The 25385-nt window shown below is 61.1% G+C and carries 24 protein-coding genes; 18 read left to right on the plus strand and 6 right to left on the minus strand.

The window, feature by feature from the left end:
* Positions 1 to 84: 84 nt before the first annotated feature.
* The 9 genes from N2600_RS24940 (at position 85) to N2600_RS24980 (ending at position 9091) form a co-directional block, all read left to right on the plus strand.
* Complete coding sequence (locus N2600_RS24940) at positions 85 to 1620, plus strand: sensor histidine kinase (protein ID WP_260299201.1); 1536 nt, start codon at positions 85 to 87, stop codon at positions 1618 to 1620.
* 163 nt (positions 1621 to 1783) lie between these two features.
* Positions 1784 to 2107, plus strand: coding sequence for an antibiotic biosynthesis monooxygenase family protein (locus N2600_RS24945; RefSeq protein ID WP_222281344.1), 324 nt, complete (start codon positions 1784 to 1786; stop codon positions 2105 to 2107).
* A gap of 145 nt (positions 2108 to 2252) precedes the next feature.
* Positions 2253 to 3263, plus strand: a complete 1011-nt coding sequence (locus N2600_RS24950; RefSeq protein ID WP_260299202.1) for a LacI family DNA-binding transcriptional regulator — start codon at positions 2253 to 2255, stop codon at positions 3261 to 3263.
* Positions 3264 to 3305: 42 nt separating this feature from the next.
* Positions 3306 to 4580: an ABC transporter substrate-binding protein gene (locus N2600_RS24955; protein WP_260299203.1), complete on the plus strand. Its 1275-nt coding sequence runs from the start codon at positions 3306 to 3308 to the stop codon at positions 4578 to 4580.
* 69 nt (positions 4581 to 4649) lie between these two features.
* On the plus strand, positions 4650 to 5501 hold the full coding sequence (locus N2600_RS24960) for a carbohydrate ABC transporter permease (protein ID WP_260299204.1): 852 nt from the start codon (positions 4650 to 4652) through the stop codon (positions 5499 to 5501).
* Entirely contained in the window at positions 5498 to 6355 is an 858-nt protein-coding gene (locus tag N2600_RS24965; RefSeq protein ID WP_170280961.1) for a carbohydrate ABC transporter permease, read from the plus strand. The genes N2600_RS24960 and N2600_RS24965 overlap by 4 nt, the downstream gene beginning before the upstream one ends.
* Positions 6356 to 6368: 13 nt before the next feature.
* Positions 6369 to 7427 carry an ABC transporter ATP-binding protein gene (locus N2600_RS24970; RefSeq protein ID WP_170280962.1) on the plus strand — a complete coding sequence of 353 codons (1059 nt, stop codon included), beginning with the start codon at positions 6369 to 6371 and terminating at the stop codon, positions 7425 to 7427.
* A 19-nt stretch (positions 7428 to 7446) separates the two neighbouring features.
* Entirely contained in the window at positions 7447 to 8715 is a 1269-nt protein-coding gene (locus N2600_RS24975; RefSeq protein WP_260299205.1) for an MGH1-like glycoside hydrolase domain-containing protein, read from the plus strand.
* 100 nt (positions 8716 to 8815) lie between these two features.
* Positions 8816 to 9091, plus strand: a complete 276-nt coding sequence (locus N2600_RS24980; RefSeq protein WP_162115779.1) for a ribbon-helix-helix domain-containing protein — start codon at positions 8816 to 8818, stop codon at positions 9089 to 9091.
* Here the strand turns inward: N2600_RS24980 and N2600_RS24985 are convergent.
* The 6 genes from N2600_RS24985 to N2600_RS25010 all read right to left on the minus strand — a co-directional run bounded on the left by N2600_RS24985 (position 9076) and on the right by N2600_RS25010 (position 17541).
* Positions 9076 to 9375: a hypothetical protein gene (locus N2600_RS24985; RefSeq protein ID WP_162115780.1), complete on the minus strand. Its 300-nt coding sequence runs from the start codon at positions 9373 to 9375 to the stop codon at positions 9076 to 9078. The genes N2600_RS24980 and N2600_RS24985 overlap by 16 nt on opposite strands.
* 110 nt (positions 9376 to 9485) lie before the next feature.
* Entirely contained in the window at positions 9486 to 12113 is a 2628-nt protein-coding gene (locus N2600_RS24990) for an AAA family ATPase (protein ID WP_260299206.1), read from the minus strand.
* A complete protein-coding gene (locus N2600_RS24995) occupies positions 12110 to 13234 on the minus strand; it encodes a metallophosphoesterase family protein (RefSeq protein WP_260299207.1) in 1125 nt (374 codons plus the stop codon). The genes N2600_RS24990 and N2600_RS24995 overlap by 4 nt, the downstream gene beginning before the upstream one ends.
* 307 nt (positions 13235 to 13541) lie before the next feature.
* A complete protein-coding gene (locus N2600_RS25000; RefSeq protein WP_260299208.1) occupies positions 13542 to 14933 on the minus strand; it encodes an aldehyde dehydrogenase family protein in 1392 nt (463 codons plus the stop codon).
* Position 14934: 1 nt separating this feature from the next.
* Entirely contained in the window at positions 14935 to 16581 is a 1647-nt protein-coding gene (locus N2600_RS25005; protein WP_260299209.1) for an acetolactate synthase large subunit, read from the minus strand.
* A gap of 441 nt (positions 16582 to 17022) precedes the next feature.
* A complete protein-coding gene (locus tag N2600_RS25010) occupies positions 17023 to 17541 on the minus strand; it encodes an A24 family peptidase (protein WP_260299210.1) in 519 nt (172 codons plus the stop codon).
* Positions 17542 to 17799: 258 nt separating this feature from the next.
* Here N2600_RS25010 and N2600_RS25015 point away from each other — a divergent pair, with 258 nt between their 5' ends.
* From N2600_RS25015 to N2600_RS25055, 9 genes are all read left to right on the plus strand, one after another.
* The gene (locus N2600_RS25015) at positions 17800 to 18006 is read left to right on the plus strand and encodes a Flp family type IVb pilin (protein ID WP_024321482.1); all 207 of its coding nucleotides are present in this window, start codon (positions 17800 to 17802) and stop codon (positions 18004 to 18006) included.
* A gap of 98 nt (positions 18007 to 18104) precedes the next feature.
* Positions 18105 to 19022 carry a Flp pilus assembly protein CpaB gene (gene cpaB, locus N2600_RS25020; protein ID WP_260299211.1) on the plus strand — a complete coding sequence of 306 codons (918 nt, stop codon included), beginning with the start codon at positions 18105 to 18107 and terminating at the stop codon, positions 19020 to 19022.
* 55 nt (positions 19023 to 19077) lie between these two features.
* A complete protein-coding gene (locus N2600_RS25025; protein WP_260299212.1) occupies positions 19078 to 20565 on the plus strand; it encodes a type II and III secretion system protein family protein in 1488 nt (495 codons plus the stop codon).
* The gene (locus N2600_RS25030; RefSeq protein ID WP_260299480.1) at positions 20549 to 20854 is read left to right on the plus strand and encodes a hypothetical protein; all 306 of its coding nucleotides are present in this window, start codon (positions 20549 to 20551) and stop codon (positions 20852 to 20854) included. Before N2600_RS25025 ends, N2600_RS25030 begins: the two co-directional genes overlap by 17 nt.
* A gap of 90 nt (positions 20855 to 20944) precedes the next feature.
* Positions 20945 to 22546 carry a TadE/TadG family type IV pilus assembly protein gene (locus tag N2600_RS25035; protein ID WP_162115789.1) on the plus strand — a complete coding sequence of 534 codons (1602 nt, stop codon included), beginning with the start codon at positions 20945 to 20947 and terminating at the stop codon, positions 22544 to 22546.
* Positions 22543 to 23022, plus strand: a complete 480-nt coding sequence (locus N2600_RS25040; protein ID WP_170255615.1) for a TadE/TadG family type IV pilus assembly protein — start codon at positions 22543 to 22545, stop codon at positions 23020 to 23022. Before N2600_RS25035 ends, N2600_RS25040 begins: the two co-directional genes overlap by 4 nt.
* Entirely contained in the window at positions 23016 to 23639 is a 624-nt protein-coding gene (locus N2600_RS25045; protein ID WP_027688044.1) for a TadE/TadG family type IV pilus assembly protein, read from the plus strand. The genes N2600_RS25040 and N2600_RS25045 overlap by 7 nt, the downstream gene beginning before the upstream one ends.
* A 30-nt stretch (positions 23640 to 23669) precedes the next feature.
* On the plus strand, positions 23670 to 24812 hold the full coding sequence (locus N2600_RS25050; RefSeq protein WP_260299213.1) for a pilus assembly protein: 1143 nt from the start codon (positions 23670 to 23672) through the stop codon (positions 24810 to 24812).
* Positions 24809 to 25381 (plus strand): L,D-transpeptidase, encoded by a 573-nt coding sequence (locus tag N2600_RS25055; protein ID WP_260299214.1) that lies wholly within the window; start codon positions 24809 to 24811, stop codon positions 25379 to 25381. Before N2600_RS25050 ends, N2600_RS25055 begins: the two co-directional genes overlap by 4 nt.
* Positions 25382 to 25385 lie beyond the last annotated feature (4 nt).

Consider the following 25385-nt stretch of genomic DNA (forward strand, 5'->3'; position numbering starts at 1 on the left):
AGAAATCAGCTTATCGGATAGGTTCGAAATGCGTTGCAATGTCCCCATCTGGCTGTCGCCGCACAAATGGAAATGGCCTAAAAGATGATCGGTGGCGATAAATACGTTGGCTCCGTGGGAAAAGCATCGCTCGCGATCATCGCGCTGATGTTTCTGTCACTGACCACTCTATTGTCGCTCTGGCTCATATCCAGCTACGAGACAGCTGTTCGCCGGGGCGATGAGCGAGTCAGCGCCGCTTCCAAAATCGTTGCAGCCAACGCGAACTGGCTGAATTCCCTTGCTCGAGAGACCCTGCACCGAATTGATGATGCTCTGGGGCCGAGTACGTCTTTGCCCGGCCCGGACCGCGTGCGCGATCTCGACGCTGCCGTCTACGACTTGCCTCCTCAGGCGACTGCCTATGTCATCGGAACCGATGGAAAAACGCTCTATTCAAATGACCGCGATATCCGGCCGGTCGACGTTACGGACCGCGACTACTTCGTTCGGCTGAGAAACGGTGCTGACGAATATACATCTCCGCTGATCATCAGCCGCCTTTCCCACCGGCAGATATTCGTCTTCAGCCGCAGGATCGAACGAAGTGGCGTGTTCGCCGGCGTCGCCGTGATTGCCTTCGACGCGAGCATCCTAAGGCCAATATGGGACGCGGTCGCGATAGGCGAGAACTCTGTTGTCAGCCTCATAAGACGCGACGGGCAACTTATCGCCCGATACCCGGAACCCGCCGGACCAGTCGATATGCGGAACCACAAGCTGTTTACCGACTATATGAGGAAGGCGACATCAGGCACATATCGCTCCGTGTCGCCAGTCGACCATGAAGACCGCCTGGTCGGATACCGAATCCTCGAGCGCACCCCTTTTGTGGCCATTGCTTCGGCAGATATCCATGTAATCATGCAGCCCTTTTGGGAGGATGCCAAAATTGCGTCTTTGTTGGTCGCTTTCGCCCTGGTTGGTGCCTTAGCCGCTGCATTGTGGATTCAGAACCTCATCAAAGCGGACACATTGCACACCAGGCAGCTTGCGGATGCGTTGCGGTCGAATGAAACGCTCATGCGCGAGATACACCATCGCGTGAAGAACAATCTGCAGACCGTGATGGCCCTGCTGCGCTTGCAGGGTTTTGATCCGGAGGCCGTTCAAAAATTAAATGAGCGCATTTCTGCAATGTCCGCAGTTCACGAGCAGATGTACGGCTTCGATCAATTTAGCGGAATATCTGCTCGAGAATTCATTCCATCATTCGTCAGGACGCTCGTCGACGTCCATGGTCGCGCCGTTTCCGTCGACTTTGAAATCGACGACATCGTGATTGCAGCCGACAAGGCAACGCCGTTTGCCCTCCTGCTCAACGAGTTGATTGCCAACAGCATGAAATACGCATTCGACGGCCGGGCATCCGGAAATATTCGCGTCATGCTGCACGCGACTGAAGGAGCGGACTCTCAACTTACCGTCGCGGACGACGGGATTGGATTCGATGGCCTATCGGACAGCGCCGGGATGGGGACGCGGCTGATTAAAGCCTTCGTCAATCAACTGCATGGCGAGGCCAGATACAATCGCCTGGAGGGGACGCAGTTTACGGCAACACTCAAGCTTACCGATTGAGCGAGAGAAGCCACCTCCCTGCCCAAAGCAAACCTCCGGTTATCCCTGTCGCATCGGCACTTTTCGTTGGACTTGGGGCGACATATTTTCCAGATGCCCTGCCGCCCGTGCGGGATTTCCTCGCCGTCGGCTTGCTTTGTTCAGATGTCACTAGGAGCAGAACATGACGAAAGTTCCAACCATTGCCCGTATCTGGCGTGGCCGCACGAAGCCGGAATTTGCCGATGAATACGAAGCCTACAATCGCGCGGAGGGAATTCCACCACTGCTAAAGACGGCACTCGGCGTTCAATTGCTGCGCGAAGATCGAAAGGATGAAACATGGTTCACGACGATCTCCTACTGGGCGGACATGGAATCGATGACGGCATTTACCAAGGGTGATCCTGAGCAGGTTCATCATCTGGAGCGTGATGCAGAACTGCTGTGCGAACTTCCCGAGCGTATCCAGATACACAAGATAGTGGTCCCTCCGCATCTGCGTTGAGAGTCCCTGGCCGCTTCCACAGGTCTCGCGCCTCCCGCCAGTCTCAAGATAGTCAAACGTTCCGGCGCCTCTCATCCACCAAAACGTTTTGGCTTGACTCCCAAAACGTTTTGGAGAATCTTTTTCTCACTTCGGGAGGAAGATCTTGGCCAATCTCAAACAGCTCGCGCAATCGCTGGGACTGTCGATCACCACGGTGTCGCGTGCGCTCGACGGTTACGCCGATGTGTCGGCCGCCACGCGCGAACGGGTTCGTGAGGCTGCCGACAAAGTCGGCTACCGGCCGAATGCCTCGGCCCGCCGTCTGCGCAGGCAGCGCGCCGAGCTCGTTGCGGTCACGCTGCCGAGCGATCCTGGCCATATCGGGCCTCCGCATTTCCTCGATATGTTATCGGGCTGCGCCGAACATCTTGCTGCTGCCGGCCTCAATCTGGTGATTGCGCCGGTACCGCGCGGCGAGAGCGAACTCGACATCTGCCGCCGCTTCGTCGATGGCCGCCGCGTCGATGCCATGCTTCTCGTTCGCACCAAGCGGAAGGACGAGCGCGTCGAATTCCTGCAGTCGCGCGGCATCCCCTTCGTCACCAACGGCCGCACGGAAAGCCTGATGCCCCATCCCTACATCGACGGCGACGGCTTTGCCGGCTTCCGGGCCGCGACGTTGCGCTTCCATGCCGCCGGCCACCGCCGCATCGGCCACATCGCCGGCCCGCAGGAATATTACTTCGCACATGACCGCTGCCGTGGCTGGAGGGCGGCGATGGAGGAATGCGGCCTTGCGATCGATCTCAGCGCCGAAGGCGCTCCGCTGGAACAGGGCGGTTATCTCGCAGCACTCGAACTTCTGCGCCAACCGTCGCGTCCGACCGCACTCGTCTGCGCTACCGACGAAATGGCAATCGGGGCACTCCGAGCGCTGCGCGAGATCGATGGCGGCAACCAGATCAGCATTGTCGGCCACGACGACCTGCCGATGGGCGCATTCACCAGCCCGCCGCTTTCGACCATGCGCATGACCGGCGAACACCTCGGCGCGAGCTTCGCCTCGCTGCTGCTGCGCGCCATTGCCGGCGAACCCGCCGAAGAACTCCAAGAACTTCACCCGATCGAATTCGTCGATCGCGACAGCCATCGTCGTCCCGCCAAGGCGGCATAGACAGAAGTGCATCTCAAACAAAGAACAATGAAGGAGGAGAAGATGAAATATATCATGTCATTTGGAATTCTCGCTTCCACTGTGCTGGCCTTCGCCTCGCCGGTGCTTGCCCAGACCGTTTTCGTGTCCACCCAGCTTCGTCCGATCGAGGAGGCGACCGTCGTCCGCGAGGAGCTGCTGAAGGACGTCGGCCCGGTTGATTACGTGGTCGAGGAGCCGCCGCAGTTTGCCGTCCGCATGGAGGCCGAACGCCAGGCCGGTAAACACACCGTCAGCCTCGTCGGTGCGCTGCATGGTGAACTCTCGCCACTTGCGGACAAGGATACGCTCGAACCGCTAGATGACCTTGCCAAGAAGCTGGCAGCGAGCGGCATGCCGCAGTCGCTGCTCGACCTCGGCAAGCTCGGCAAATCGACCCAGCAGTACATCCCGTGGATGCAGGCGACCTATGTGATGGCCGCCAAGAAGGAAGCGCTGCAATACCTGCCCGCCGGCGCCGACGTGAACGCGCTGAACTACGACCAGTTGATCGCGTGGGGCAAGAATATGCAGGACGCAACCGGCCAGCCGCAGATCGGGTTCCCGGCGGGCCCGAAGGGGCTGATGGCGCGTTACTTCCAGGGCTATTTCTATCCCTCCTTCACCGGTGGCGTCGTGCGTACTTTCCAGAGTGCCGATGCGGCCGCCGGCTGGGAGAAGCTGAAGGCGCTTTGGGCCTATGTGACGCCGAACTCGACCAGTTACGACTTCATGCAGGAGCCGCTCTCTGCCGGCGAAGTCATGGTCGCCTGGGACCATATCGCCCGCCTGAAGAATGCCATTTCCGCAGCACCTGACGATTATGTCGTCTTCCCGGCGCCTGCGGGTCCGAAGGGCCGCGGCTACATGCCGGTCGTTGCCGGTCTCGCCATACCGAAGGGTGCACCCGACAAGGCCGGTGCAGAAAAGATCATCGAGCACCTTTCCATGCCGGAGACGCAGCTCCTGACTGCCTCCAAGGTCGGCTTCTTCCCGACGCTGAACATAAAGCTGCCGCCGGATCTCGATGCCGGCGTCGCCCTGCTCGCCGGTGCGGTCACCGCCACCCAGGCTTCCAAGGACGCGGTCATCTCGCTGCTCCCGGTCGGCCTCGGCGACAAGGGCGGCGAGTTCAACAAAGTCTACATGGACAGTTTCCAGCGCATCGTGCTGCAGAATGAGCCGGTCGCAGACGTGCTGAAGGCCCAAGGCGCGACGATGGCCAAGCTGATGGCCGATACGAAAGCTGCCTGCTGGGCGCCCGATGCCAAGAGCGACGGCCCCTGCCCGGTAGAATAAATCCGCCCGAGACGCGTCCGGGCGAATTGCCCGGGCGCTTTCAACCCTCTGCTCGTCAGGCCGGAGCCGATGACCAATAGCCGACCCTGGATCCCCTATCTGCTGATCCTGCCATCCGTCGCCTTCCTGGCGCTGCTGTTCGTCGTGCCGCTGGTGCAGACGATCTGGCTGGCGGTTTCGGACAATGGCGCGCCGTCGCTCGCCAATGCCGAGCGGACGGTAACCGACATCAATTTCACCCGCTCGGTGAAGAACACCTTCCTGCTGACGATCGCGGTCGTGCCGGTGCAGATCGCCCTTGCGCTGGCCATGGGCACGATGGTCGCCAAGGTCGGCCGCGGGCGCGAGACGATCCTGTGGATCTGGACGATCCCGCTCGGCATTTCCGATCTCGCCGCCGGTCTCGTCTGGCTGTCGATCCTGCAGAATACCGGCTATCTGAATTCGCTGCTCTTCGGCCTCGGCATCATCGGCAGGCAAGCAAGCTGGCTCTCTTACCAGACGCCGATCGCGCTCTTCCTCGCGATCGCCGTTGCCGAAATCTGGCGCGGCACGGCCATCGTCATGGTCATCATCGTCGCCGGTCTCAACCAGGTGCCGAAGGAGTTCAAGGAGGCTGCCGAAATCTTCGGGGCTGGTCCGTGGACGCGCTTCTGGCGTATCACCCTGCCGCTGATCCGCCCGGCCCTGCAATCGGCGCTGATCCTGCGCACCGTGCTCGCCTTCGAAGTCTTCGCAGTGGTCTATGCGCTCGGCGGGCGCAATTTTCCGGTCCTCGTCGGCGAGGCCTACAACTGGCAAAACCAGAACCAGAATTACAGCGTCGCTGCCGCCTACGCGGTGCTGATCATGATCATCTCGCTTGCCGCCACGCTCATCTATCTCAAGGCCTTGAAGGTCGATCCGGAGCGCCTGCCATGACCACGGATAGCATCAGTACAACCGAGGACACTCCCAAGGTCGCCGGCTTCGTCTCCTCGCGCCGCTGGCTTCTCTGGAGCGGCATCGCCGCCCTCTGCGCCTGGGTGCTGGTGCCGATCTATCTCGTCGCGCTCGGCGCCCTCGGCGGACGCCAGGGCGTCTATATCTGGCCGAAGACCGGCCTTCCCACCGGCATATCGCTGGAGCCTTTCATTCTCTTCCTGAAGACCGAGGGCGTCGCTCAGTCCTTCCTCAATTCGCTGGGGGCGGCAGGCATCACGGTAGCGCTTTCGATCCTGCTCGGCGCGCCGGCTGGTTATGCGCTCGCCCGCTATGATTTCCGCGGCAAGGACAGCTACCGCCTCCTGGTATTGCTGACCCGCGCCTTCCCGCTAGCGATCCTGGCATTGCCGCTGACGGTTTCCTTCATCCGGCTCGGCCTCTACGACACGATCCTCGGCGTCGGCCTCATCCATACGGTGCTGGCGCTGCCTTTCGCGGCACTCGTCACCCAGGGCATTTTCCTCGGCGTGCCGAAGGAGTTGGAGGAAGCCGCCTGGGTGTTCGGCTGCACCCGCATCCAGGCCTTCTTCAAGGTGGTGGCACCCTTGGCGCTTCCCGGCATCGTCGCGACCGCGGTCTTCGCCTTCGTCATTTCGTGGAACGAGGTTTTTGCCGCCTCGGTGCTGACGGTGCGCAACCGCACGCTGACCGCCTACCTGCTGACCGTGCTTTCGGAAAGCCCGATGCATTACCGCTTTGCCGGGGGATTGATGCTCATCCTTCCCTCGGTTGTCTTCATCTTCGCGGTCAGGCGCTACCTCTTCGCGATCTGGGGCATTTCCTCCAAATAACGGGACCATCGATATGGCCAATATTGTCATCGACCGCATCCGCAAGAGCTTCGGAGCCTTCCAAGCGCTGAAGGAGGTCTCGCTGACGATCAACGACGGCGAATTCGTCTCGCTGCTCGGTCCATCCGGCTGCGGCAAGACCACGCTGCTGCGCATCATCGCCGGCCTCGAGACGGCAACATCAGGAGATGTCCGCATTGGCGACAAGTCGGTAATCGGCCTTGCACCTCGGGATCGCGGCCTTGCGATGGTCTTCCAGAACTACGCCGTCTTTCCGCATATGACGGTTTACGAGAACGTCGCCTTCGGGCTGCGGATGCAGAAGGCCGACGACACACGCGTGAACGCGCAGGTCGAGAAGGCCGCCGGTCTCCTGCATATCGAGCCATATCTCGACCGCTACCCGAACAAGCTCTCCGGTGGCCAGCGCCAGCGCGTCGCGGTCGCTCGTGCGCTTGCCGTCGAACCGAAGGTGCTGCTGATGGACGAGCCGCTTTCGAACCTCGACGCGCTGCTCCGCCTGGAAATGCGCACCGAACTCAAGACCGTGCTGCAATCGGCAGGCACGACGACGATCTACGTCACCCACGACCAGACAGAAGCCATGGGCCTTTCCGACCGCATCGCAGTTATGCACGGCGGCGTGGTCGAGCAGGTCGGCCATCCGGTCGAGATCTACAACCACCCGGCGACACGTTTCGTCGGCGGCTTCATCGGCAACCCGCCGATGAACTTCATCAAGGTGCCGGTCACCAACAGCCAGGTGGCGTCAGGCACCGAACGGCTTGCAGCGCCGCAGGGGTCCGGCAATGAAGTGATCCTTGGCCTGCGCGGCGAAGCCGTTGAACTCGCGCCGCTGCCGCAGGGTCTCGAAATGCGGGTGCGCGTTGCCGAACCGATGGGCTCGCACCTGCTTCTGACCGGCACGATCCACGACCAGCCGGTGCGCGTCATCCTGCCGGCTTCGGAAACCGTAAAGAGCGGCGACACGATCGGCCTGAAGCTCGACCAGAAGCGCATCACCTGGCTTTCGCCCGAAAGCGGCAAGTCCTTTCCGTCCGTCCTGGACTAAGAATACCGGAGTACCCGAGATGAACATGCATATCGATCAGGCGAAGCGCATCCTAGCCGCCAACGATCGCGGCGGCTATACCGTGCCGACCGACCGGCTCTACCCCTTCCAGTGGAACTGGGATTCCGCCTTCGTCGCCATGGGCTTCGCACTCTACGATACAGATCGCGCCTATCGCGAGCTGGAGCGGCTGGTCGAGGGCCAGTGGGCGAACGGGATGATCCCGCATATCGTCTTCCATGCGCCGAGCGAAACCTATTTCCCGGGGCCGACCGTCTGGCGCACAAACCAGACGATCCCGACCTCCGGCATAACCCAGCCGCCGGTCTTCGCAATCGCCCTGCGCAAACTGCATGAAGCCGCCGGCAGGGATGGCGAGGCGCGCACCCTGCCCCTCTACGAGGCGGCGCTGAAATGGCACCGCTGGTGGTATTCCGCCCGCGATCCCGATGACACGGGGCTCGTCGCGCTGCTGCATCCGTGGGAAAGCGGCAGCGACAATTCTCCGGCCTGGGATGTCGCGCTCGCTCGTGTACCCACCACCACCGATACCGCCGTCGTGCGCAAGGATACCGGCCATGTCGATGCCGACATGCGCCCGCGCGACGAGGATTACCGTCGCTTCATTCATCTGGTCGATACTTATGCTGCCTGCGGGTGGGATCCGGCCAAACAATGGGAAAAGGCGCCGTTCAAGGTCGCCGAGATCCAGACGACCGCGATCCTGCTCAAGGCCGGCGAAGACCTCGAACACCTCGCCCGCCTCCTCGGCCGGACGGAGGACGCGATCGAGATCGCCGCCCTCAACGACCGCACTCGCAAGGCGATGATGGCCCAGTGGCGGCCTGACCTTGCCCGCTTCGTCTCGCGCGACCTGATTTCCGGCGAAGATGTCGAGGCCGCCACGCAAGCCGGCTTCATCCCCCTCCTCTCGCTGGATCTCGGCAAGCAGGTTGCCGACACGCTGGTCTCCGAAATGAAGACCTGGTCCAAGGGCCTCAAGGTCGCCTTTCCCACCACCAAACCGGGCATCGCCAGCTGGGAGCCGAAGCGCTACTGGCGCGGCCCCGCCTGGGCGATCATCAACTGGCTGCTGATCGACGGACTGAAACGCAATGGCCATGCGGATGTCGCCGAAGAGCTGCGGCAATCCACCATCGCAGCGATCGAGACGGAAGGTTTTGCCGAATATTTCGACCCGGTTACCGGCCAAGGCTGCGGCGGCCTCGGCTTTTCCTGGACGGCTGCCGCGTACCTGTGGCTTGAACGAAGCGCAGTCCCTGCTTGAGTGTGGGGCCGCGCTCACCTAAGCCATTTTCTCCAGGTCACCTATAAAAGTGTATGATTTAATCATACGTCGTGTAAGGAGATAACCAAGGACACACACCATGCGCACTACCCAACCCCTCACCATCACCCTTCCGCTGGAAATGGCGCAGATGGTGAAGGCCAAAGTCAGCTCCGGCGAATATGCGACCGAGAGCGAAGTCATCCGCGACGGCCTGCGCACCTTGGTCGCCCGCGACGCCGCTGTCGAGAAATGGCTGCGCGACGAGGTGGTGCCGACCTATGACGCGATGAAAGCTCACCCTGAGCGCGCCCTTTCCGCCGAGGAGGTCAGCCGGCGGCTCAATGCCCGTATGGCCGCTCACGACAAGAAATAACGCAGGGCATGAACTACACCGTTATTTTGGCGCCTCAGGCGAGCGATGACCTCGAAAACCTGCTGGCGTACCTGATAGACGAGGCCGGGCTGGAGACGGCTCGCAGCTAGGTCGATAAGATTGTGGATTACTGCCTCAGTTTTGAGACGTTTCCCGAGCGTGGCGCCTTGCGTGACGACCTGCGGCCGGGACTGCGCGTCGTTGGCTATCGCGGCAAGGCAAGCATCGCGTTTGTAGTGGAAGAGAATATTGTATTTATCCTGCGTGTTTTCCATCGCGGCCAAGACGTCAGCTTCGACGATTAGCAAAAGCCATCATGATCGGCAGCTGGCTGCCAGAAAATGGGTCGCTCAGCCCCAGAAAATTGCCGATCAACTCTAAAGTGGTTCTGTTGTTAATCCGGCTGCCATGGCTGCATGGTGAGCACATTGCCGCCCAGCTTGGAGAAGGCGCGTTGGCGACAGGAGAAGACGAGGATCTGCTGGTCGCGCGATTGGCGGTGCAGCGCATCGAACATCCGCTCGATCCGGTCGTCGTCGGAATAAACAAGTGCATCGTCGAGGATTACAGGCGCCGGCCGGCCGTCGCGGGCAAGCAGCCGTGCGAATGCAAGGCGGGTCAGCACCGAGAGCTGCTCCCGCATGCCGCCGCTCAGCCGGTCGACATCCTCGTCCAGGCCGTTGCGGCGCACGATTTGCGGCAGCAACGTGTCGCCGTCGAAGGTGATCGAGATGTCGTCGAACAGCAGGCCGAGCAACGGCGCGAGTTCGTTCATGACCGGCTTGAGATAAAGATCGCGCGCCGCCGCCCGCGTCGCCGTCAGCGCCTTACGCAAGCGATCGAGCACGCCGACCTCCGTTTCGAAACGCTTCACCTGCTCGCGCGCGGCTGCCAGAAAATCCCGCGTTTCCGACCAGTTTTCTTCGAGCGCACTGTCCGAGCGGGTGCGGATCTGACCGCCGAGATCAGCAAGCTCCTCGCGAAGCCTGGCAATTTCGTGGCCTGCGGCGTCGGCGACCGAGCGCGCCCTGGCAAGGGCAGCCTCGGCACCTGCGAGGTCTCGTCCTGCCCTGCGCAAAGGCCCGGCCCGCAGTTCAACAGCATCGACCTGCTCTTTGGCGCTGGAAAGTTTTTCGGCAAGGTTCTGTTGCAATTCATTTCGGCCCACCTCGGGGCCGATGACCGCCTCGATGGCCTCGCGTTCCTGGCCAAGCCTGGCGTGCTCGGTCTGCGCGCGCAATGTGGCCTCGCCTGCTTCCGTGCGCATCACTGACGCCTCCCGGGCCCGGTTGCGCGCCAGTTCGATGCGCCGTGTCGCATCCGCGAGCCGGGCACGCACCTCTTCCGGGTTGGCGTCGAGTTCGACCAGACCCTGGCTGAGTTCGGCAAAGCGTGCGGCGTCGAGGTGAAGCTCGTCAATGCCATTCGGAGCGAGTTCGGCGAGCCGCTGGCGCGCCCTCACCAGTTCCTCCCGCTTGTTTCGCGCGGCAATATCGCGCTGCCGCGCCGTGCGCAGACTGTCGACACCGAGCTTGGCAAGCAATGTTTGGCGCGTGGCTTCCGCGGTCTCCAGCGCCCCATTGTGATCGGCCTGCCGGCTGGAATGGATGGTCAGGGTGCCGACGCCTGCTATGTCGAGCCTCGCCATCCCGGCAAAGCTCTTATCCTCGCCCCCATGCAGAGGCTGGCGGTCCATGCTCACCAATCCGGAGACGTCCTTCAGGTAATCGATCCTGAGTGTGGGAAGGCCGACCTCGGCGGCTGCGCGCAAGCCGACGATCTTGATGTCGAGTGCTTCAAGCCGTTCGATGGCATCGGCTGGAATGGCGAGCAATGCATGCGCCGCCCCCCCGTCTTCGATCTGCTGCCGCGCCGCTTCCGCCTGTTCGAGACGCTGACGGACCTCGGCCAGGCGCTCGGCGGCGTGGCGTGAACGTAGCGCCGCCTCCAGCCGTGCAAGCAGTTCACGGTTCAACCGCTCCTCCTCTTCGGCCGCCTGCACCTCCGACGTCGCAGCCTCGCTTTCAACAAGGGATGCCGTGCGTCGCCCGGCCGCATTTGAAAGCTCTTTCTCCGCCAAGGCGAAACGCCGCGCCAGTTCGACGCTGCGGTTCAACGCCGTGTGGAAGCGGTCGAATGCCTGCTGTGCCTCATTGCGGCGGCTGGCGGCCAAGGCTGCCTCGGCATCGAGCGCTTTGAGTTCCCTGTCATGCAGTTTAGCGGCTTCGAGCACCGACTCGGCATTGGCAATCGCGGTCTTCCTGCCGGCTTCCTCATCAGGGTTCTCTAGTTCGCTCAGTCTCGCCTGCACCGAGCGGCGGCGGTCGAGTGCGCCGTGCAGCATCTCCACCTCCCTGGCCAGTCGCGCCTCCTCCTCCTGCAGCCTGTCACGCTCCTCGAGCGCGGCGGCAAAGCGGCCTCCTGCCTTCGGCCGCAGGGTTGCGGTGACCAGGCGATTGAGTTCTTCCTCGCAGGCTTCGAGCACCGCCGACATGCGCCGTCCGCCCGTCAGCGCCTCCACCTCGCCCTGTACCGAAGACAGCAGGCTTTCGCGCACCCGCTTGTCGTTCTCTTCCTCGCTCTTGCTGCGATTTTCGATGCCGGTGACGCCCTGGCGCACCCAGAGCAGGCCTGCCGGGCCGGAGGTTCCGCCGGAAATGAGATCGCCGATGAAAGCCTCGGCTTCGTCGGCCTGGGCGACGATCCGGCCACTGCCGAGATCGGTGACGCTGGCGCGCCGTCCACTATGGAACTGCTTGGTCAGGCGGTAGCGGCCGGCTTCGATCGTGATATCGGCCTCGACGATCGGATTGCCGCCGCTATAGGGGCGCAGCATCTGCACGCTCTTTGGGTTGCCGCTGTGCGGCTGGAAGAACAGGGCATGCAGCGCCTCGAAACAGGTTGATTTTCCATGTTCGTTGGCGGCGCTCAGCACATTGACGCCGTCGGTGATTCCTTCGACGGATATTCCGCGGCCGGCGAAGCGTTTGACATTGTGGAGGCGAAGGGCGGTGAGTTTCATCGATCGATCGCCTCGCAATAGGAAAACAGGCGGATCAACGCTTGGCGCGCCACGCCCCTGTCATCGCCGGAACGGGCCTCGTCGAGGCTTTCGGCAAGAAGCAATTCCGCAGCATCGCGCAGCGCACCGGCTCGGTCGATGGTCTCCAGATCATCGCTCTCGCAGTCGGTCCCCAGAAGGTCGGAATCGATCTCCAGATGTGCAAATTCCGGCGCGACCTGCTCCAGCAGGCTGATCATTGCCGTTCGCCCGTTCAACCGGGCACGGCCGGACAGCGCGACGCGCAGCAGGGTTTGTCGTCGTGCGAACGGTTCCGGCAGCGCGGCCTTCAGCACTTCAACGCCGTCTTCCGACGCCAGCAGCGGAAGCTGCAATGTCCGCCAGGAAAAGCTGGCGGTCGTGACAGCCGTCGTCGCCGGCATCGCCCCCGGCCCGGCAATGGAAACGACCATTGCCTGCCCCGGCCGGTCATGCTTGAAACGGTCCGGCTCGGGAGCGCCGCTGTAATATGTTCTGGCGTCCACCGCCACTGATCCGTGCCAATCGCCAAGCGCCATGTAGTCGAGGCCGGCCAGCGCCGCGCGGTTAGGCGCAATCACGTTGGTGGCCGTGGCATCCTCCGAAAATTCCTGGATGGGGCCATGGGCGAGGCCGATGCGGATAGCGCCGTCCGCTGTGGCGGCACCCGTCATCCATTCGGTCAGGTCGCGGCCCGGCCTCCTGGTCGTGCAAGGCGCCGGCAGCAGGATGACATCAGGCCCAAGCGGAAGAGGCACCGCTTCCGTCGCCAGGATGACATTGTCGGGCACCACGCCGCGCGCAGCACTCCAGAGCTGATCGGCCAAGAGCGAGTCGTGGTTGCCGGGAAGCAAGACCCAGCACAGCGGCGTATTCCGGGCCATCTCGCCAAGCGCTTGCCGAAGCACGGCAGGCGTCGGTGTCTCGGTATCGAAGGTGTCGCCGGCGAGCAGAATGACGCCAGCGCCATGCTCTCGTGCTGCAGCGGCAAGCCTGGCGATGACACCATGCCGTGCCTCGCGCAGGCGCCCTCTCAAATCCTCCGGTAGATTGCCAAATCGTTTGCCAATATGCAGGTCCGAACTATGCAGGAAGGAAAACATTAATCAGCCATGTTTGCGATGCGCTGCGAGCTTTCGAGCATGGCCAAAGACCTCTCGTCCGCAGTTTTGTGATTCCGCTGTTCCGAGACAGACCATGCCTCCCGGCTGTAGGCGAGGCAAGTCCATCCTGGCCGAGCAAGCGGTTATCCAATGTTTGTCTGATTTTGAGCGGTGCGCGACGTCAATCCCGTCGCCGTACTAGAATCATGCAGACGCGGTGACTACCACGTCGGCGAAGGCATCATCTATTATCCAAGGGTTTTACCTGCCGATGGAAATCGAACAGTTGATCCCATCATCGCTGCCCCTAAGTCACCTGGTTGAACACCACCATCTTGTCGTCGGCCATCTCTTCCATCGTCCAGGGAATGCCGCCGACCCCGTATCCTGACTGCCTGCGTCCGGAAAAAGGCATCCAATCGGTACGGAACGCGGTGTGGTCGTTGACGAGAACCGCCGATGCATCCAAATGTTTTGCCGCCCTGAGAGCAATCGCTATGTCGGCGGAAAAGACGCTCGCCTGGAAGGCATAAGGCAGCGAGTTGGCAATGCGGATCGCTTCGTCGAGGTCGCGGTAGCCGTAGACGCAGGTCAGCGGTCCAAAGACCTCGAGCATGGACACTTTCGCCTCAGCAGGCGGGTCCAGCAGAACCGAAGGCAGAAGTGTCGTCTCGGACAACCGACCGCCGCCGATCTGCCTGGCTCCGGCGTCCGTCGCCTCCTTGATCCAGGCCGTGACGCGGTCTGCCTCGCGTGGGAGGATGAGCGGCCCTACCTCGGTTTGCATAAGCGTGGGATCGCCGACATGCAGGGCTGCCACCCTGGCAGCGAGAGCTTCGGTGAAGGAAGCCAGAATATCTTCATGCACGAAGAGACGCTGGGCCGACACGCAGACCTGCCCGGCGTGATAATAGCCGCCTTTGACGATGGTACCGACGATCGCATCGATATTGGCGCTGCGGTCGACGATGACGGGTGCCGCTCCCCCATGCTCAAGCGCGCATCGAGTGCCCGGCGGCAGCTTGGCCTTGAGATACCAGCCGACCTTTGCCGAGCCGATGAAGCTCAGAAACGCGACACGACGATCGGTTGCCAAGGCTTCGGCAAGCGCATTGTCCTCGGTGATGAGGGTCTGGCACCAGCGTTCGTCGAGACCGGCCTCCCAGAACAGCTTGACGATCTCGATGCAGGAAATCGGGGTCGTCGCTGCCGGCTTGATGATCACCGGGCAACCGACTGCAATCGCCGGCGCGATCTGGTGGATGATGAGATTGAGCGGATGGTTAAAGGCCGAGATCGCCGCCACGACGCCGATCGGCTCCTTGGTGGTGAAAGCCCATCGGTTGGCGCTGGCCGCAGTCAGCCCCATAGGGATTTCCTTGCCGCCGAAATTGCGCAGCTCGTCCGCCGCATTGAGGAGGCCGTCGATCCCGCGCGTCACCTCGATGATTGCGTCGGTCAGCGGCTTGCCGCCTTCACGAGCGATCATCATCGCAAAACGATCGCGGTTCTCCTGCAAGAGCGCCGACGCCTTTCTGAGGATTGCCATCCGCTGATGCGCGGGCAGCCAGCCATCGCGATCGGCAAAGGCCCTTGCGGCGAGCTGAAGCTTGCGCTCGAGCGCGGCCGCGTCATCGGCCGGCAGCTCTGTTATCGGTTCGCGGTCGAACGACTGGTAGACCTTCATGGCAAGCGGCATTTCAGACCTCCAATATCGCGGGGAGCCGTTCGCGAAGCTCCTTCACCAGCACGCGTTCATTTTCAGAGTAGTCGACTGGCACATTCACCAGATGCACGCCACCGCCGGAGAAAGCCTCTTCGAGCACCTGTTTGAACCGGCCGATATCGTCGACCCTGGTTCCCTTGGCGCCGTAGGATTCGGCATATTTCACGAAGTCGGGATTGCCGAAGGTCATCCCGAAATCCGGGAACTCGTCCACCGCCTGCTTCCAGCGGATCATGCCGTAGGCATTGTCCTCGATCACGAGGACAACGAGGTTGAGTTTGAGCCGGACGGCGGTTTCGAGCTCCTGGGAATTCATCATGAAGCCGCCGTCACCTGAGATGGCCATGACCCGTCGCTCTGGGTATAACATCGAGGCAACCATCGCCGACGGCAGTCCGGCTCCCATCGTTGCAAGGGCATTGTCGAGCAGCAGCGTGTTCGCCATCCGCGTCCGATAGTTCCGCGCGAACCAGATCTTGTACATGCCGTTGTCGAGCGCCAGGATGCCGTCATGCGGCATCACTTCTCTTATATCGTGGACCAGCCGCTGCGGCGTGAAACGATCCTCTGTTGCCCGCGCGGCGATGCGCTCGAGAATGCGCTCGCGCAGGTGAAGAAGCGCCTGCGCATTCGGCAGCTTGCCCTTAAGGCGATCCGCCAGCGCCTTCAGCGAAGGGCCGATATCGCCGATGACCTCGGATTGCGGGAAATAGACCTGCTCGACGGTCGCCGGCTGATATCCGATATGGACGACCTTCGGGCCGCCCTTGCCCATGATGAACGGCGGCTTCTCGATCGTGTCATGGCCGATCGTGATGATGAGGTCGGCCTGTTCGATGGCCTCGTGAACATAATCCCGCTCCGATAGCGCCGCGGTGCCCATGTAAAGTTCGGTTCCACCTGGAACCGTTCCCTTCCCCATCTGGGTCGTGAAGAACGGGATGCGCGTGCGGATCACGAATTGGGCGATGTCAGAGGTCGAGCGGGGACGGGAGGCGGCGGCCCCGAACATCAGAAGCGGACGTTTGGCTGCGGCAATGAGTGCGGCGGCGCGGTCAAGCGCCGCGTCGCTTGCCGTCGGCAGTTCGAGCTGATGCGGCGCAATCAGCGCCACCTCCTGACATTCCTCGGCCGCGATATCTTCCGGAAGCTCGAGATGCACCGGCCCCGGCCTTTCCTCCTGGGCGATGCGAAACGCCTCCCTGACCGTCGTCGGGATCATCTGCGGCGACACGATCTGCCTTGCAAGCTTGGTCAGCGGCTTCATCGACGCCACAACGTCGACCACCTGGAAGCGCGCCTGGCGGGACGAGAGGATGCCTTTCTGACCGGTGATCATCACCATCGGCATCGCCCCGAGCAGGGCGTATGCGGCACCCGTCGAGAGGTTCAGGGCGCCGGGCCCGAGCGTCGTCAGGCAGACGCCCGGCTTGCCTGTCAGGCGGCCATAGGTCGCCGCCATGAAGGCGGCTGCCTGCTCGTGTCGGGTGAGCACGAGCTCAATCGACGACTTTCGGATGGATTCGACAACGTCGAGATTCTCTTCGCCTGGAATGCCGAAGATGCGGTCGACACCTTCGTTTTCAAGCGCTGCCACTAGGAGATCGGAGCCTTTGGTCATGGATGTGTGCCCGCTGTTTGGTTGAGGCTTCAAGAAAGGAAGGACCCCTCGAACATATGTTCTTTTTCGCGCTCGTCCATGCGTTCGACGGCATTGGCGGTTGCCCTCAATCCTGGTGACCGGGAATTTGCAGATAGGATTTGCCGCGGGAATAAAAAAGCTCCCCGCAGTTCTGCTGGCAGACAGCTTTGACTGACGATGTGAGATGTTGCAGGTTGGGCCAGCATGCGAGCGCCGCCTATAGCTGAAACGCGACCACTCTCGCGACCCGTCGCTTTCTCGATAATACCGTTCTCGCCGCATTGAATGTGGGCGCGATAGGCCTGTCTTCTGTGCGAGCTGATCGGCGGTGAAAAACAGATTTTGCTGAAAACGATCGTGAATGCGAAGGGGCTCTTGCGAGGAAGTTCTGTCGACGCCGGGTCACCGTAGCCGCAGTTGCTATCGGATAATGGGCAAGGCCAAGGTGAGGAGCGCGGCGAATACCATGATGACGCCATAAGGTATCTTCCGGCTCGCCCGAATTTCCTCGATGCGCATGAAAAAGGCGAGGTGTGCGACGGGCAATGGCACCGGCAGCCGCAGGGCCAGCAGTGTGACGATGCCAAGGACGAGGAGGAAAAACGAAAACGGCAGCATTCCATGCCATCCGACAAAAAGGCCGATCGGCAGAAAAAGCTTGGCGTCCCCTGCACCAAACAGCCGGAACGCCCAGAGCGCCACTCCGAGCATAAACATCAGCAGACCGGCCCCGACGTCGCCGCCAATTCCGCTCGAAGCAAAGAGAGCAGCGCCGACATCCTCGGAGCCAAGCATCACGGCCACCGCGCGCAGTGCATAAAGTGTCACGAGCGCAAGCACGATCGTGTTGGGGATCTTCCATGTCCGGAAATCGGTCCAGGCGGCGTAGAGAAAAAGTAATACTGAAATCGAGCTAATAACATCGATCATTTTAACCATAGTATTCAACCTTTTGGGTTATAGCGGCTCGATTTACAAGTTACGTCTAAATAATTCCCGTAGAAGTGAATCAGTTTTACGAATTGACCCGGGACTTTCGTCTTAACCATAAAAGTATAGATGCCGATCGTCTGCGTATAAAACAATTGACTAAATTAGACTTAACAGATTATTAATATTTCCAGTCGAAGGGGCGGTCTCGACGACAAGGCGACCGGGGGAAATTACGGCGCATCACTTACCTGGAGGTAATTCTCGATGAAAGCTTTTGTAAATAGCGTACGCGCTTTCGCGCGGGAAGAAGATGGCGTCGCACTCACGGAATACCTCATTCTGCTTGCCTTGCTGGTCGGCGGCGTGATCGCGGCGGTGACATTGGCCGGCAACAATCTGGCTACCGTTTGGAACGGTTGGGCAGGCTGGTTTACGGCCAACCTGACCGCCCCGGCGGCCCCGGCAGCCTGATATTGGCGTTCGAAGAAGCGAGGGGTTTTGTTAACCCCTCTCTTCTAAATTAGTATCAATGAATGGATGCGTTCCGTCCAGTGTAGCGAGTATCCGCGATGCGTTCTTCAACGATTTTAAGTCTCGTTATTGCGTTTGTGCTCGCAGCAGCAGCAGTTTTCGGCATGCGCGAGTATCTCTCCGATCAGAGGGCCCGGCTGCTGGCAATGAACGGCATCAAGGCCGAGGAAAGAACACTCGTTGTCGCCGCCAAGCCAATGCGCTTCGGCGACCGGATCCGATCCGAAAATCTCAGAGCCATTTCGTGGCCCTCGAATGAAACACCCGCCGGCTCATTCGTCAGCATCGAGGCGGTCGTTGGCAACGATGCCCAGCCTCGTTATGCCATGGCGGCGATCGACCCCGGCGAGCCGGTGCTATCCTCGAAAATCACTGGTACCGGCGAACGCGCCACGCTGTCGGCGGCCCTCGACCAGGGCATGAAGGCGGTTTCCATCCGCGTCAACGACGTGCTCGGTGTTGCCGGCTTCGTCAGGCCTTCCGATCGCGTCGACGTGCTTCTGACGCGGGTCGTGCGCGGGCCGGCCGGCAACGATCAGACCTTCGTTGACGTGTTGCTGCAAGGCGTCAAGGTGCTGGCGGTGGACCAGACGGCAGACGAGCGCAAGGACGAACCATCCGTCGTGAAGACCGTGACCTTTGAGGTCACGACCGATGAGGCACAGCGCCTTACCCTCGGCTCCAGTATCGGCACGCTCTCGCTGGCGCTTCGCAATATTGCCTCTTCGTCTATCGAGCAAACCCGGCCTATCACCGTCGCCGACCTCGGCGGCGGGGCAATGGCGACGGAACTAGGCAATGATCTGGAAAAGAATAAGTTGCCAGAACCTGAAAAACAAGTGCAGATTGTGGAGCCAAAGGTCGAACCGGTATTGCCGGTCGAGCCGAAGTGGGTGACGGTGGGGGTCTGGAACACGACGAAGCGCGAGGAGCACAGAGTCGGCCTGGTCCAATGATGTTTAGGCGGCATGCCGCAGAGTCGGCCAGCCGAATGAGGGGGCTAAAGCAGGCATGGCGAATGGCAAGAGAAGAATCGCAGGGACGAAAAGCCTTGCGGCACTGGCGGCAGTGTTTTCGGCCTGTGTGTGTTTAGGTCCCGGATTTGCCGGCTACGCCAACGCACAGGAAAAGTCGGTCACCTTAGGCAAATCGGTCCAGCGTGTGACGTTGCCTCCGAACGCGACGCTGACGCTCAACACCGGCCAGCCCTTCGGCGATCTCGTCATCGGCAGCGCCGATATGATTGACGTGGTGCCGCTTTCCGACAAGTCGCTGTTCATCCGCGGTAAGAAGGTCGGCGCCACCAATATCTCTGTCTATGGCGACGACAAGTCGCTTCTCGGCGTCATCGATGTCCGCGTTGCCAGCGATTTCAGCGAAGTCGCCGCCGCCATTCGCTCTGCCGCGCCCTCGGCCCGGGTTATCGTGGCCAATTCCAACGACCGCATTCGCCTGACGGGTATGGTTCGTGACGGCGTCGAATTGCAGCGGGTGATCGAAATTGCCCAGTCCTATTCCGATCAACCAGTGCTGAACCAGTTGCGCGTCAGTGACAGCCAGCAGGTGATGCTGGAGGTCCGTGTCATCGAAGCCTCGCGTCAGACGGGTCGTGATCTCGGGATCGGTTGGTCCGGGCGTGGCAACAATGGCATCGGCAAGGCAACGACCAGCCAGGGTATCGGTGTGAACGATGACGGCAGCCTGGCCCGTACCCTCGTTGACCCCAAGGGCGCGGCAACCGGCATGCTGCCCTTCGGCCAGTTGATCGCCAAGGTGCTGGAAATTTCGGGCGGCCGCATCGACGTGGTCATCAACGCGCTCGAGCAGAAGGGATTGGTGCGTCGTCTGGCTCAGCCGAACCTGATCGCGATGAGCGGCTCGACCGCCAGCTTCCATGCCGGCGGTGAAGTGCCGATCCTGAAGACGACCAACAACGGCACGACAGTCGCCACCGAGACGGATTATCGCCCCTTCGGTGTGCGGCTGACCTTCAAACCGGTGGTGCTTGACGACGGTGTCATTAATCTGGAAATCGAGCCTGAGGTTTCCGAGCTTGATCCGTCGATCAACGTCAACGGCAATCCGGGTTTCATCTCGCGCGCGGCCAGCACCACGGTCGCACTTCGCGATGGCCAGAGCTTTGCCATGGCGGGCCTGCTGCAGTCGATCAATGCCAAGGACATCCAGCAATTGCCGGGCCTCGGGAAGATACCGATCCTCGGCGCACTGTTCCGTTCGACGAGTTTCCAGAAGAAGGAATCCGACCTGGTTATCGTCGTCACTCCGCACATCGTGCGGCCGGCCCGCCCGGGTGAGGACCTCTATAGTCCACTCGATCAGACGCGGTCGTCCAACGACGTCGAGCTTTTCGCGCTCGGGGTCCTGGAAGTCGACAAGGACATGCTCCGGCGCTTTCGCAACGGCGAAGGTGTGACCGGGCCTTATGGCCATCGTCTCGACCTGAACCAGGGAGGCCAGGTTGTTGCTACAAAACGCTAAGCGCATCCTTCTCGTCCTTGCGGCCGCCGGCCTGATTTCCGGCTGCGCCGACTACATGAACCATCGCGACACGATCACCTTCGGCGCCGGGAACGCCATGGAAGCAAACAAGGCCATCCATACCGAGGACCCGTTCCCGCCGGAAGCCCAGCGAACCCGTATCGCAAGCGACGGCAAGGTGGTCCGCAGGGTGATGACCGAGTACCAGAACGGCGGGATAGGGGTCGTTCAGCCGTCGCCGGCCATGGAGGCCAACGGTGCGTCCAATGGGGCCACGGTCAGCCAGTAGCTGTTAAAGGCATGACCGGCGGCAGCGCGCCGGAGGGGAAAATGCACGAGAAGGGGTCGTCACGGCGAAAGCCGTGATGGGGGTAGGCCAATGCTGAGCAGGGTTGTCAGACGGTTCTGGAACGATCATCGTGGCTATGTTATCGCCTTGACGCTCATCGCCATGCCTATGCTTCTCGGCTTTTCGCTGCTGGTCATCGATGTCGGCCGCAGTAGCAACCTGCACACCGATCTCCAGAACGCGGTCGATGCAATGGCGCTCGCCGGAGCCCGCGAACTCGATGGCCGCGACGATGCCATTTCGAGGGCGCAGACGGCAATTGAGAAAATCGCCAATAGCGCGGCTTTTTCCGGCGGCGGGGCTGGCATGTCGCTCGGCTCGCACATCAGCATGACCTATAACGCCGGAAATGACGCCGGCAGCACGGTCAGCGTGTTTTTTCTGAAGAACATCCCGGCCAGTGACGATACATCAATCCCGGCTTCGATGAAGACGACAGTGGCGAGCGAAGCGTCTTACGCCTGGGTCATCGCCAAGCCGCAAGCGATGCAGACGATCTTTCCGGTTCCGGTTGGCTTCACCCGCAGTACGATCAATATCGCTGCCGATGCCGTGGCCGTATACCATGCCAGCGCCTGCGACGTGACGCCGATCTTTATCTGCAATCCGTTCGAGCCCGCAGGGAACACGAGTGAAAGCGCCAGCGAAACTGCAGCAACGGCCCTACACACCAATTTTGCCGCCGGCAATCTCTACGGGCGACAGATCGAGCTTCACAGCACCTCGGTGTCCAATCCCGGTCCCGGCAATTTCGGGTTCTTGCGTACCCCCTTGGGCAATGGTGCGTCCGTGCTGGCGGAGGCTCTTGCCACCGGCAATCCCGGCGCCTGCTATACACAGGACAACCTCGATACGGAGACCGGCGGAATGGCGGGGCCGATCGAGGACGGGGTGAATACCCGCTTCGGCTATTACTCCTCCTCCTTCAACAAGTCGAAGGGAGATTATCGATACCGTCCTGCCCAAAACGTACGCTCCGCTCGGGCAATCACCAAGGGAAAGGCGGGCTGCGACACCTATGATCCCGTCAAGGTCGGAGAGGTTGTCGGCGATGCGACCAAGGCTTTGCCGCTCGGCTACGGAGCGGCCATGGCCTCGCTTTCCGGCGGCAAGATCAGCAGCAGCAACAATTGGGATTACACGACCTATTGGAACGTCGCGCAGGGCACGGCTGCGCCATCGGTGAGCACGATCCTCAGCAACTACTCCAGTTATCCCCCGCAGGCGACTGGAACACCAAGCCGACCCTCCGCATACGATGTTTATCGTTACGAGCTTGCCAACGCATCTCTGATCAACCATGCCTCGGCGAATGGCGAGACCGGCAAACCGGTAATGGGCGGCCAGTGCTATACCGGCCCGGACCTTTCGAACTATACGGCGGCCGAATATGGTGATCGCCGCGAAATCTTCTCAGCCATTGTCAATTGTGGCTATGAAGCCTCGGTCGGCCATTTAAACGGTCACAAGGCCACACGCGCGGTGGCCTTCGCGCGCATGTTCCTGACCAAGCCGGCGATAAAGGATTCCAGCGAACGATACCTTTCCCTGGAGATGATCGACATCACCGGCAAGGGTGGTCGCGGTACGGCAGACGAATTGCTGCGGGAAGAAGCGGAGCTGGTCAGATGATGGCGCTCCGCAATTTTATACGGGATCGGCTTTGCCTCGGCTTCTTGCGGCGTGAGGAAGGCGCAGTGCTTGCCGAAGCGCTGCTCGCGATCCCGTTTGTGACGATCTTTGCGGCGGGTATACTCGAGTTTGGCAGCATCTTCTGGCAGCGTATGCAGATCGACGCAGGCTTGCGCGATGCGGGGCGTTACCTCTCGCGATGCCGGCCGGTGTCGGGAACCTATGTACCGACATGCAATCAGGCGACTGCGAAGACGATCGCCTTTTACGGAACGCAAACACCCGCGGCAGGCGCCATACCCCGCGTCCCCGGCTGGAATAACCCTGCCGACATCACCATCACTGCGCCGGATGCGGACGGGGACATCACCATTTCCACCGCTCATCTCTACCAGACCTCGCCGGTGTTCGGCTTTCTGGGAATCGGCGCCATCACCATCAGTTCCTTCCATGAAGAGAGATACATCGGATGGTGACCTCCAGGGCAATCAAGGCATTCTGGCAGGATAGCAGTGGTGTCAGCCTTGTCGAAGCATTGCTGACCTTTCCGATCGTCATGCTGGTGTTCGCCGCCTTCATCGAGTTCGGCTACGCGATGTCGCAGTGGAATCAGACGGTCAAGGCACTGCAATATGGCGCCCGTTTGGCGGCAGTATCCGATCCGCTGACCACGAATTTCAATGCCGTTTTCCCAACAGATGCCGCCGATCCACTCAACAACGGCAAAGCGGCGCCGAACGATGCAACAATATCCTCGACCTGCGGACCGGCTCTTGCAAACTGCACGGCGGCATTGAACCGGATTGTCCGGGGAAGCGACGGCGTTTGCAACGCGGGTACTGATCCTCGCCCCGGCATTTGCGACCTAAATTGGCGCATCACGCCGGATAAGCTGATGGTCACCTATCAGCGATCGGGGCTCGGCTATTGGGGCCGGCCGGACGGGCCTGTGCTGACGATGCGGCTGGAGGTGCGCAACATCACCTTCGATCTGCCGGTTCTCGGCGGCCTGTTGGGACTGAACGACGTCACCATCCCCGCCCATCCGGTGACGATCACGACGGAAGATCTGAAGACGTGCTCCACCTGCTGACTCCTTAATTTTACGCGTAGGAAAGCGAAAATGACAGCGCACATGAACATTGCCGCATCTACCAAGATCCTAGTCCTCTCCGACGACGCGGCTGCAGCGAGCTTCATGCTCGATACGTTCGGGTCGCTTTCGCGGTACGATGTCCGCCATCTCGCGCTGAAGGCGCTCGCGGAAAAGGGCCGGTTCGATCCGGCGCAGTTCGATCTGATCGTTCTCGACGTCGACAATGGGACATTGCTGCAGCAGCCGGAGCTTTTCACGTTTCGCACCAGCTATCGGGACATTCCGCTCGTCGTGGTTTCCGAAGACCTGCCTGATGACATGCTGCGGCTGCTCTTCCGCCTGAACGGCAATGACTGGCTGAAGAAGCCACTCGAGCGCCGGGCACTCATCGACATGATTTCGACCCATGCGCCGGGCACCGGAGCGAGCGACAGCCGGGTGCATGCAGTGGTCTCGGCCGTCGGCGGCGCCGGCGCCAGCGTGATCGCTTCGTCGCTTGCTCATGTACTGGCCCAGCCGACCAAGAATTCCACGCCGCGGATTGACCTGTTCGACACGGATTTTTGCTCCGGAGCGCTTGGCTATTATCTCAACCTTGTGAACGACTACGACTTGAAACCGGTCATCGCCAATCCCTCCCGGGTCGATCTGGAATTCATCGATCTGGTCCGAAAGCGGCATTCGGGGGGCTTTTCACTGCTGTCTTTCAAGCAGCCATCCGTCCTTCTGGCGCCGAAGGGCCGTGAACTCGTGCTGCGTATGCTCGACGTGGCCGCCTTCGAAAGCGACCATACCATCATCGACGTTCCCTACTATGACACGCCATGGAAATACGAGGTGCTCACTTCGGTCAACAGCATCTGCATCGTCACCGAAATGACGGTCCCGGCGCTTTCTCAAGCCAAGGATCTGTTTGCCAATCTGGCACGGTTGCGCGGCAGTTCGGATCAGATGTTCATCGTCATCAACAAATACCGCGCCAAACTTTTCGGTCTCGGCCTGCGCCGGCAACAGACGGAGAAGATATTCAAGGATATCCCGACGCACTTCATTGCGGATGACTGGGAGACTTTGAGCGAGGCGGTCAACCGCGGTGTGCTGCCATTTCAGGTGAATTCCCGAGCGCGCTTCTGCGGTGCGGTCGGCAAACTTGGAGCACTGGTGCGATGAAGGCGATCGACAGTGGGCGTATAAGATCCCGCGCCGCCGGTGCCGGCCTTGCCGTTTTGGCAATTCTGGCCGCCGCCGGGAATGCCGCGGCAGCCGGGCTTGTGCCACGCAGCCTCGGGCCGACGACAAGCGCAGTGGTGACGATCGAAAAAAACTACGCGGCAGGGACAATCGTCATCGTCAGCGGCAACCGCACGCTGGATCTCGTCATCTCCGAAGGACGCGCGATCCGTTACAAGATCGGCGTTGGACGAGACGGATTTCGCTGGAGCGGTACCGTCAAGGTCGGACGCAAGGCAGAGTGGCCCGACTGGCGCCCGCCTGCTGAGATGAAGGCGCGCTCGGCCGGACTTCCGGACCTGGTGCCTGCCGGGCCGCTCAATCCTCTGGGTGCCCGCGGGATCTATCTCTACAAGGGCGGGGCCGACACGCTCTACCGCATTCATGGAACGAACGAGCAGTCGACGGTCGGCGGTTTCGCGTCATCGGGCTGTTTTCGCATGAGCAATGCCGACGTCATCGATCTCTATGAGAGGGTGAAAGTCGGTTCCACGGTCATTGTAAAATAGTTCA

The organism is Rhizobium sp. WSM1274, from assembly GCF_025200775.1.
Lineage (GTDB): Bacteria > Pseudomonadota > Alphaproteobacteria > Rhizobiales > Rhizobiaceae > Rhizobium > Rhizobium leguminosarum_I.

What these genes read in the sequence shown, in the direction of transcription:
- N2600_RS24995 (WP_260299207.1), bottom strand. Translation starts at nt 13,234, where the DNA reads ATGTTTTCCTTCCTGCATAGTTCGGACCTGCATATTGGCAAACGATTT.
- N2600_RS24990 (WP_260299206.1), bottom strand. Translation starts at nt 12,113, where the DNA reads ATGAAACTCACCGCCCTTCGCCTCCACAATGTCAAACGCTTCGCCGGC.
- N2600_RS24955 (WP_260299203.1), top strand. Translation starts at nt 3,306, where the DNA reads ATGAAATATATCATGTCATTTGGAATTCTCGCTTCCACTGTGCTGGCC.
- N2600_RS25005 (WP_260299209.1), bottom strand. Translation starts at nt 16,581, where the DNA reads ATGACCAAAGGCTCCGATCTCCTAGTGGCAGCGCTTGAAAACGAAGGT.
- N2600_RS25025 (WP_260299212.1), top strand. Translation starts at nt 19,078, where the DNA reads ATGGCGAATGGCAAGAGAAGAATCGCAGGGACGAAAAGCCTTGCGGCA.
- N2600_RS25055 (WP_260299214.1), top strand. Translation starts at nt 24,809, where the DNA reads ATGAAGGCGATCGACAGTGGGCGTATAAGATCCCGCGCCGCCGGTGCC.
- N2600_RS24960 (WP_260299204.1), top strand. Translation starts at nt 4,650, where the DNA reads ATGACCAATAGCCGACCCTGGATCCCCTATCTGCTGATCCTGCCATCC.
- N2600_RS24965 (WP_170280961.1), top strand. Translation starts at nt 5,498, where the DNA reads ATGACCACGGATAGCATCAGTACAACCGAGGACACTCCCAAGGTCGCC.
- N2600_RS25010 (WP_260299210.1), bottom strand. Translation starts at nt 17,541, where the DNA reads ATGGTTAAAATGATCGATGTTATTAGCTCGATTTCAGTATTACTTTTT.
- N2600_RS25050 (WP_260299213.1), top strand. Translation starts at nt 23,670, where the DNA reads ATGACAGCGCACATGAACATTGCCGCATCTACCAAGATCCTAGTCCTC.
- N2600_RS24970 (WP_170280962.1), top strand. Translation starts at nt 6,369, where the DNA reads ATGGCCAATATTGTCATCGACCGCATCCGCAAGAGCTTCGGAGCCTTC.
- N2600_RS24980 (WP_162115779.1), top strand. Translation starts at nt 8,816, where the DNA reads ATGCGCACTACCCAACCCCTCACCATCACCCTTCCGCTGGAAATGGCG.
- N2600_RS24940 (WP_260299201.1), top strand. Translation starts at nt 85, where the DNA reads ATGATCGGTGGCGATAAATACGTTGGCTCCGTGGGAAAAGCATCGCTC.
- N2600_RS25000 (WP_260299208.1), bottom strand. Translation starts at nt 14,933, where the DNA reads ATGCCGCTTGCCATGAAGGTCTACCAGTCGTTCGACCGCGAACCGATA.
- cpaB (WP_260299211.1), top strand. Translation starts at nt 18,105, where the DNA reads ATGCGTTCTTCAACGATTTTAAGTCTCGTTATTGCGTTTGTGCTCGCA.
- N2600_RS25040 (WP_170255615.1), top strand. Translation starts at nt 22,543, where the DNA reads ATGATGGCGCTCCGCAATTTTATACGGGATCGGCTTTGCCTCGGCTTC.
- N2600_RS24975 (WP_260299205.1), top strand. Translation starts at nt 7,447, where the DNA reads ATGAACATGCATATCGATCAGGCGAAGCGCATCCTAGCCGCCAACGAT.
- N2600_RS25035 (WP_162115789.1), top strand. Translation starts at nt 20,945, where the DNA reads ATGCTGAGCAGGGTTGTCAGACGGTTCTGGAACGATCATCGTGGCTAT.
- N2600_RS25045 (WP_027688044.1), top strand. Translation starts at nt 23,016, where the DNA reads ATGGTGACCTCCAGGGCAATCAAGGCATTCTGGCAGGATAGCAGTGGT.
- N2600_RS24945 (WP_222281344.1), top strand. Translation starts at nt 1,784, where the DNA reads ATGACGAAAGTTCCAACCATTGCCCGTATCTGGCGTGGCCGCACGAAG.
- N2600_RS25015 (WP_024321482.1), top strand. Translation starts at nt 17,800, where the DNA reads ATGAAAGCTTTTGTAAATAGCGTACGCGCTTTCGCGCGGGAAGAAGAT.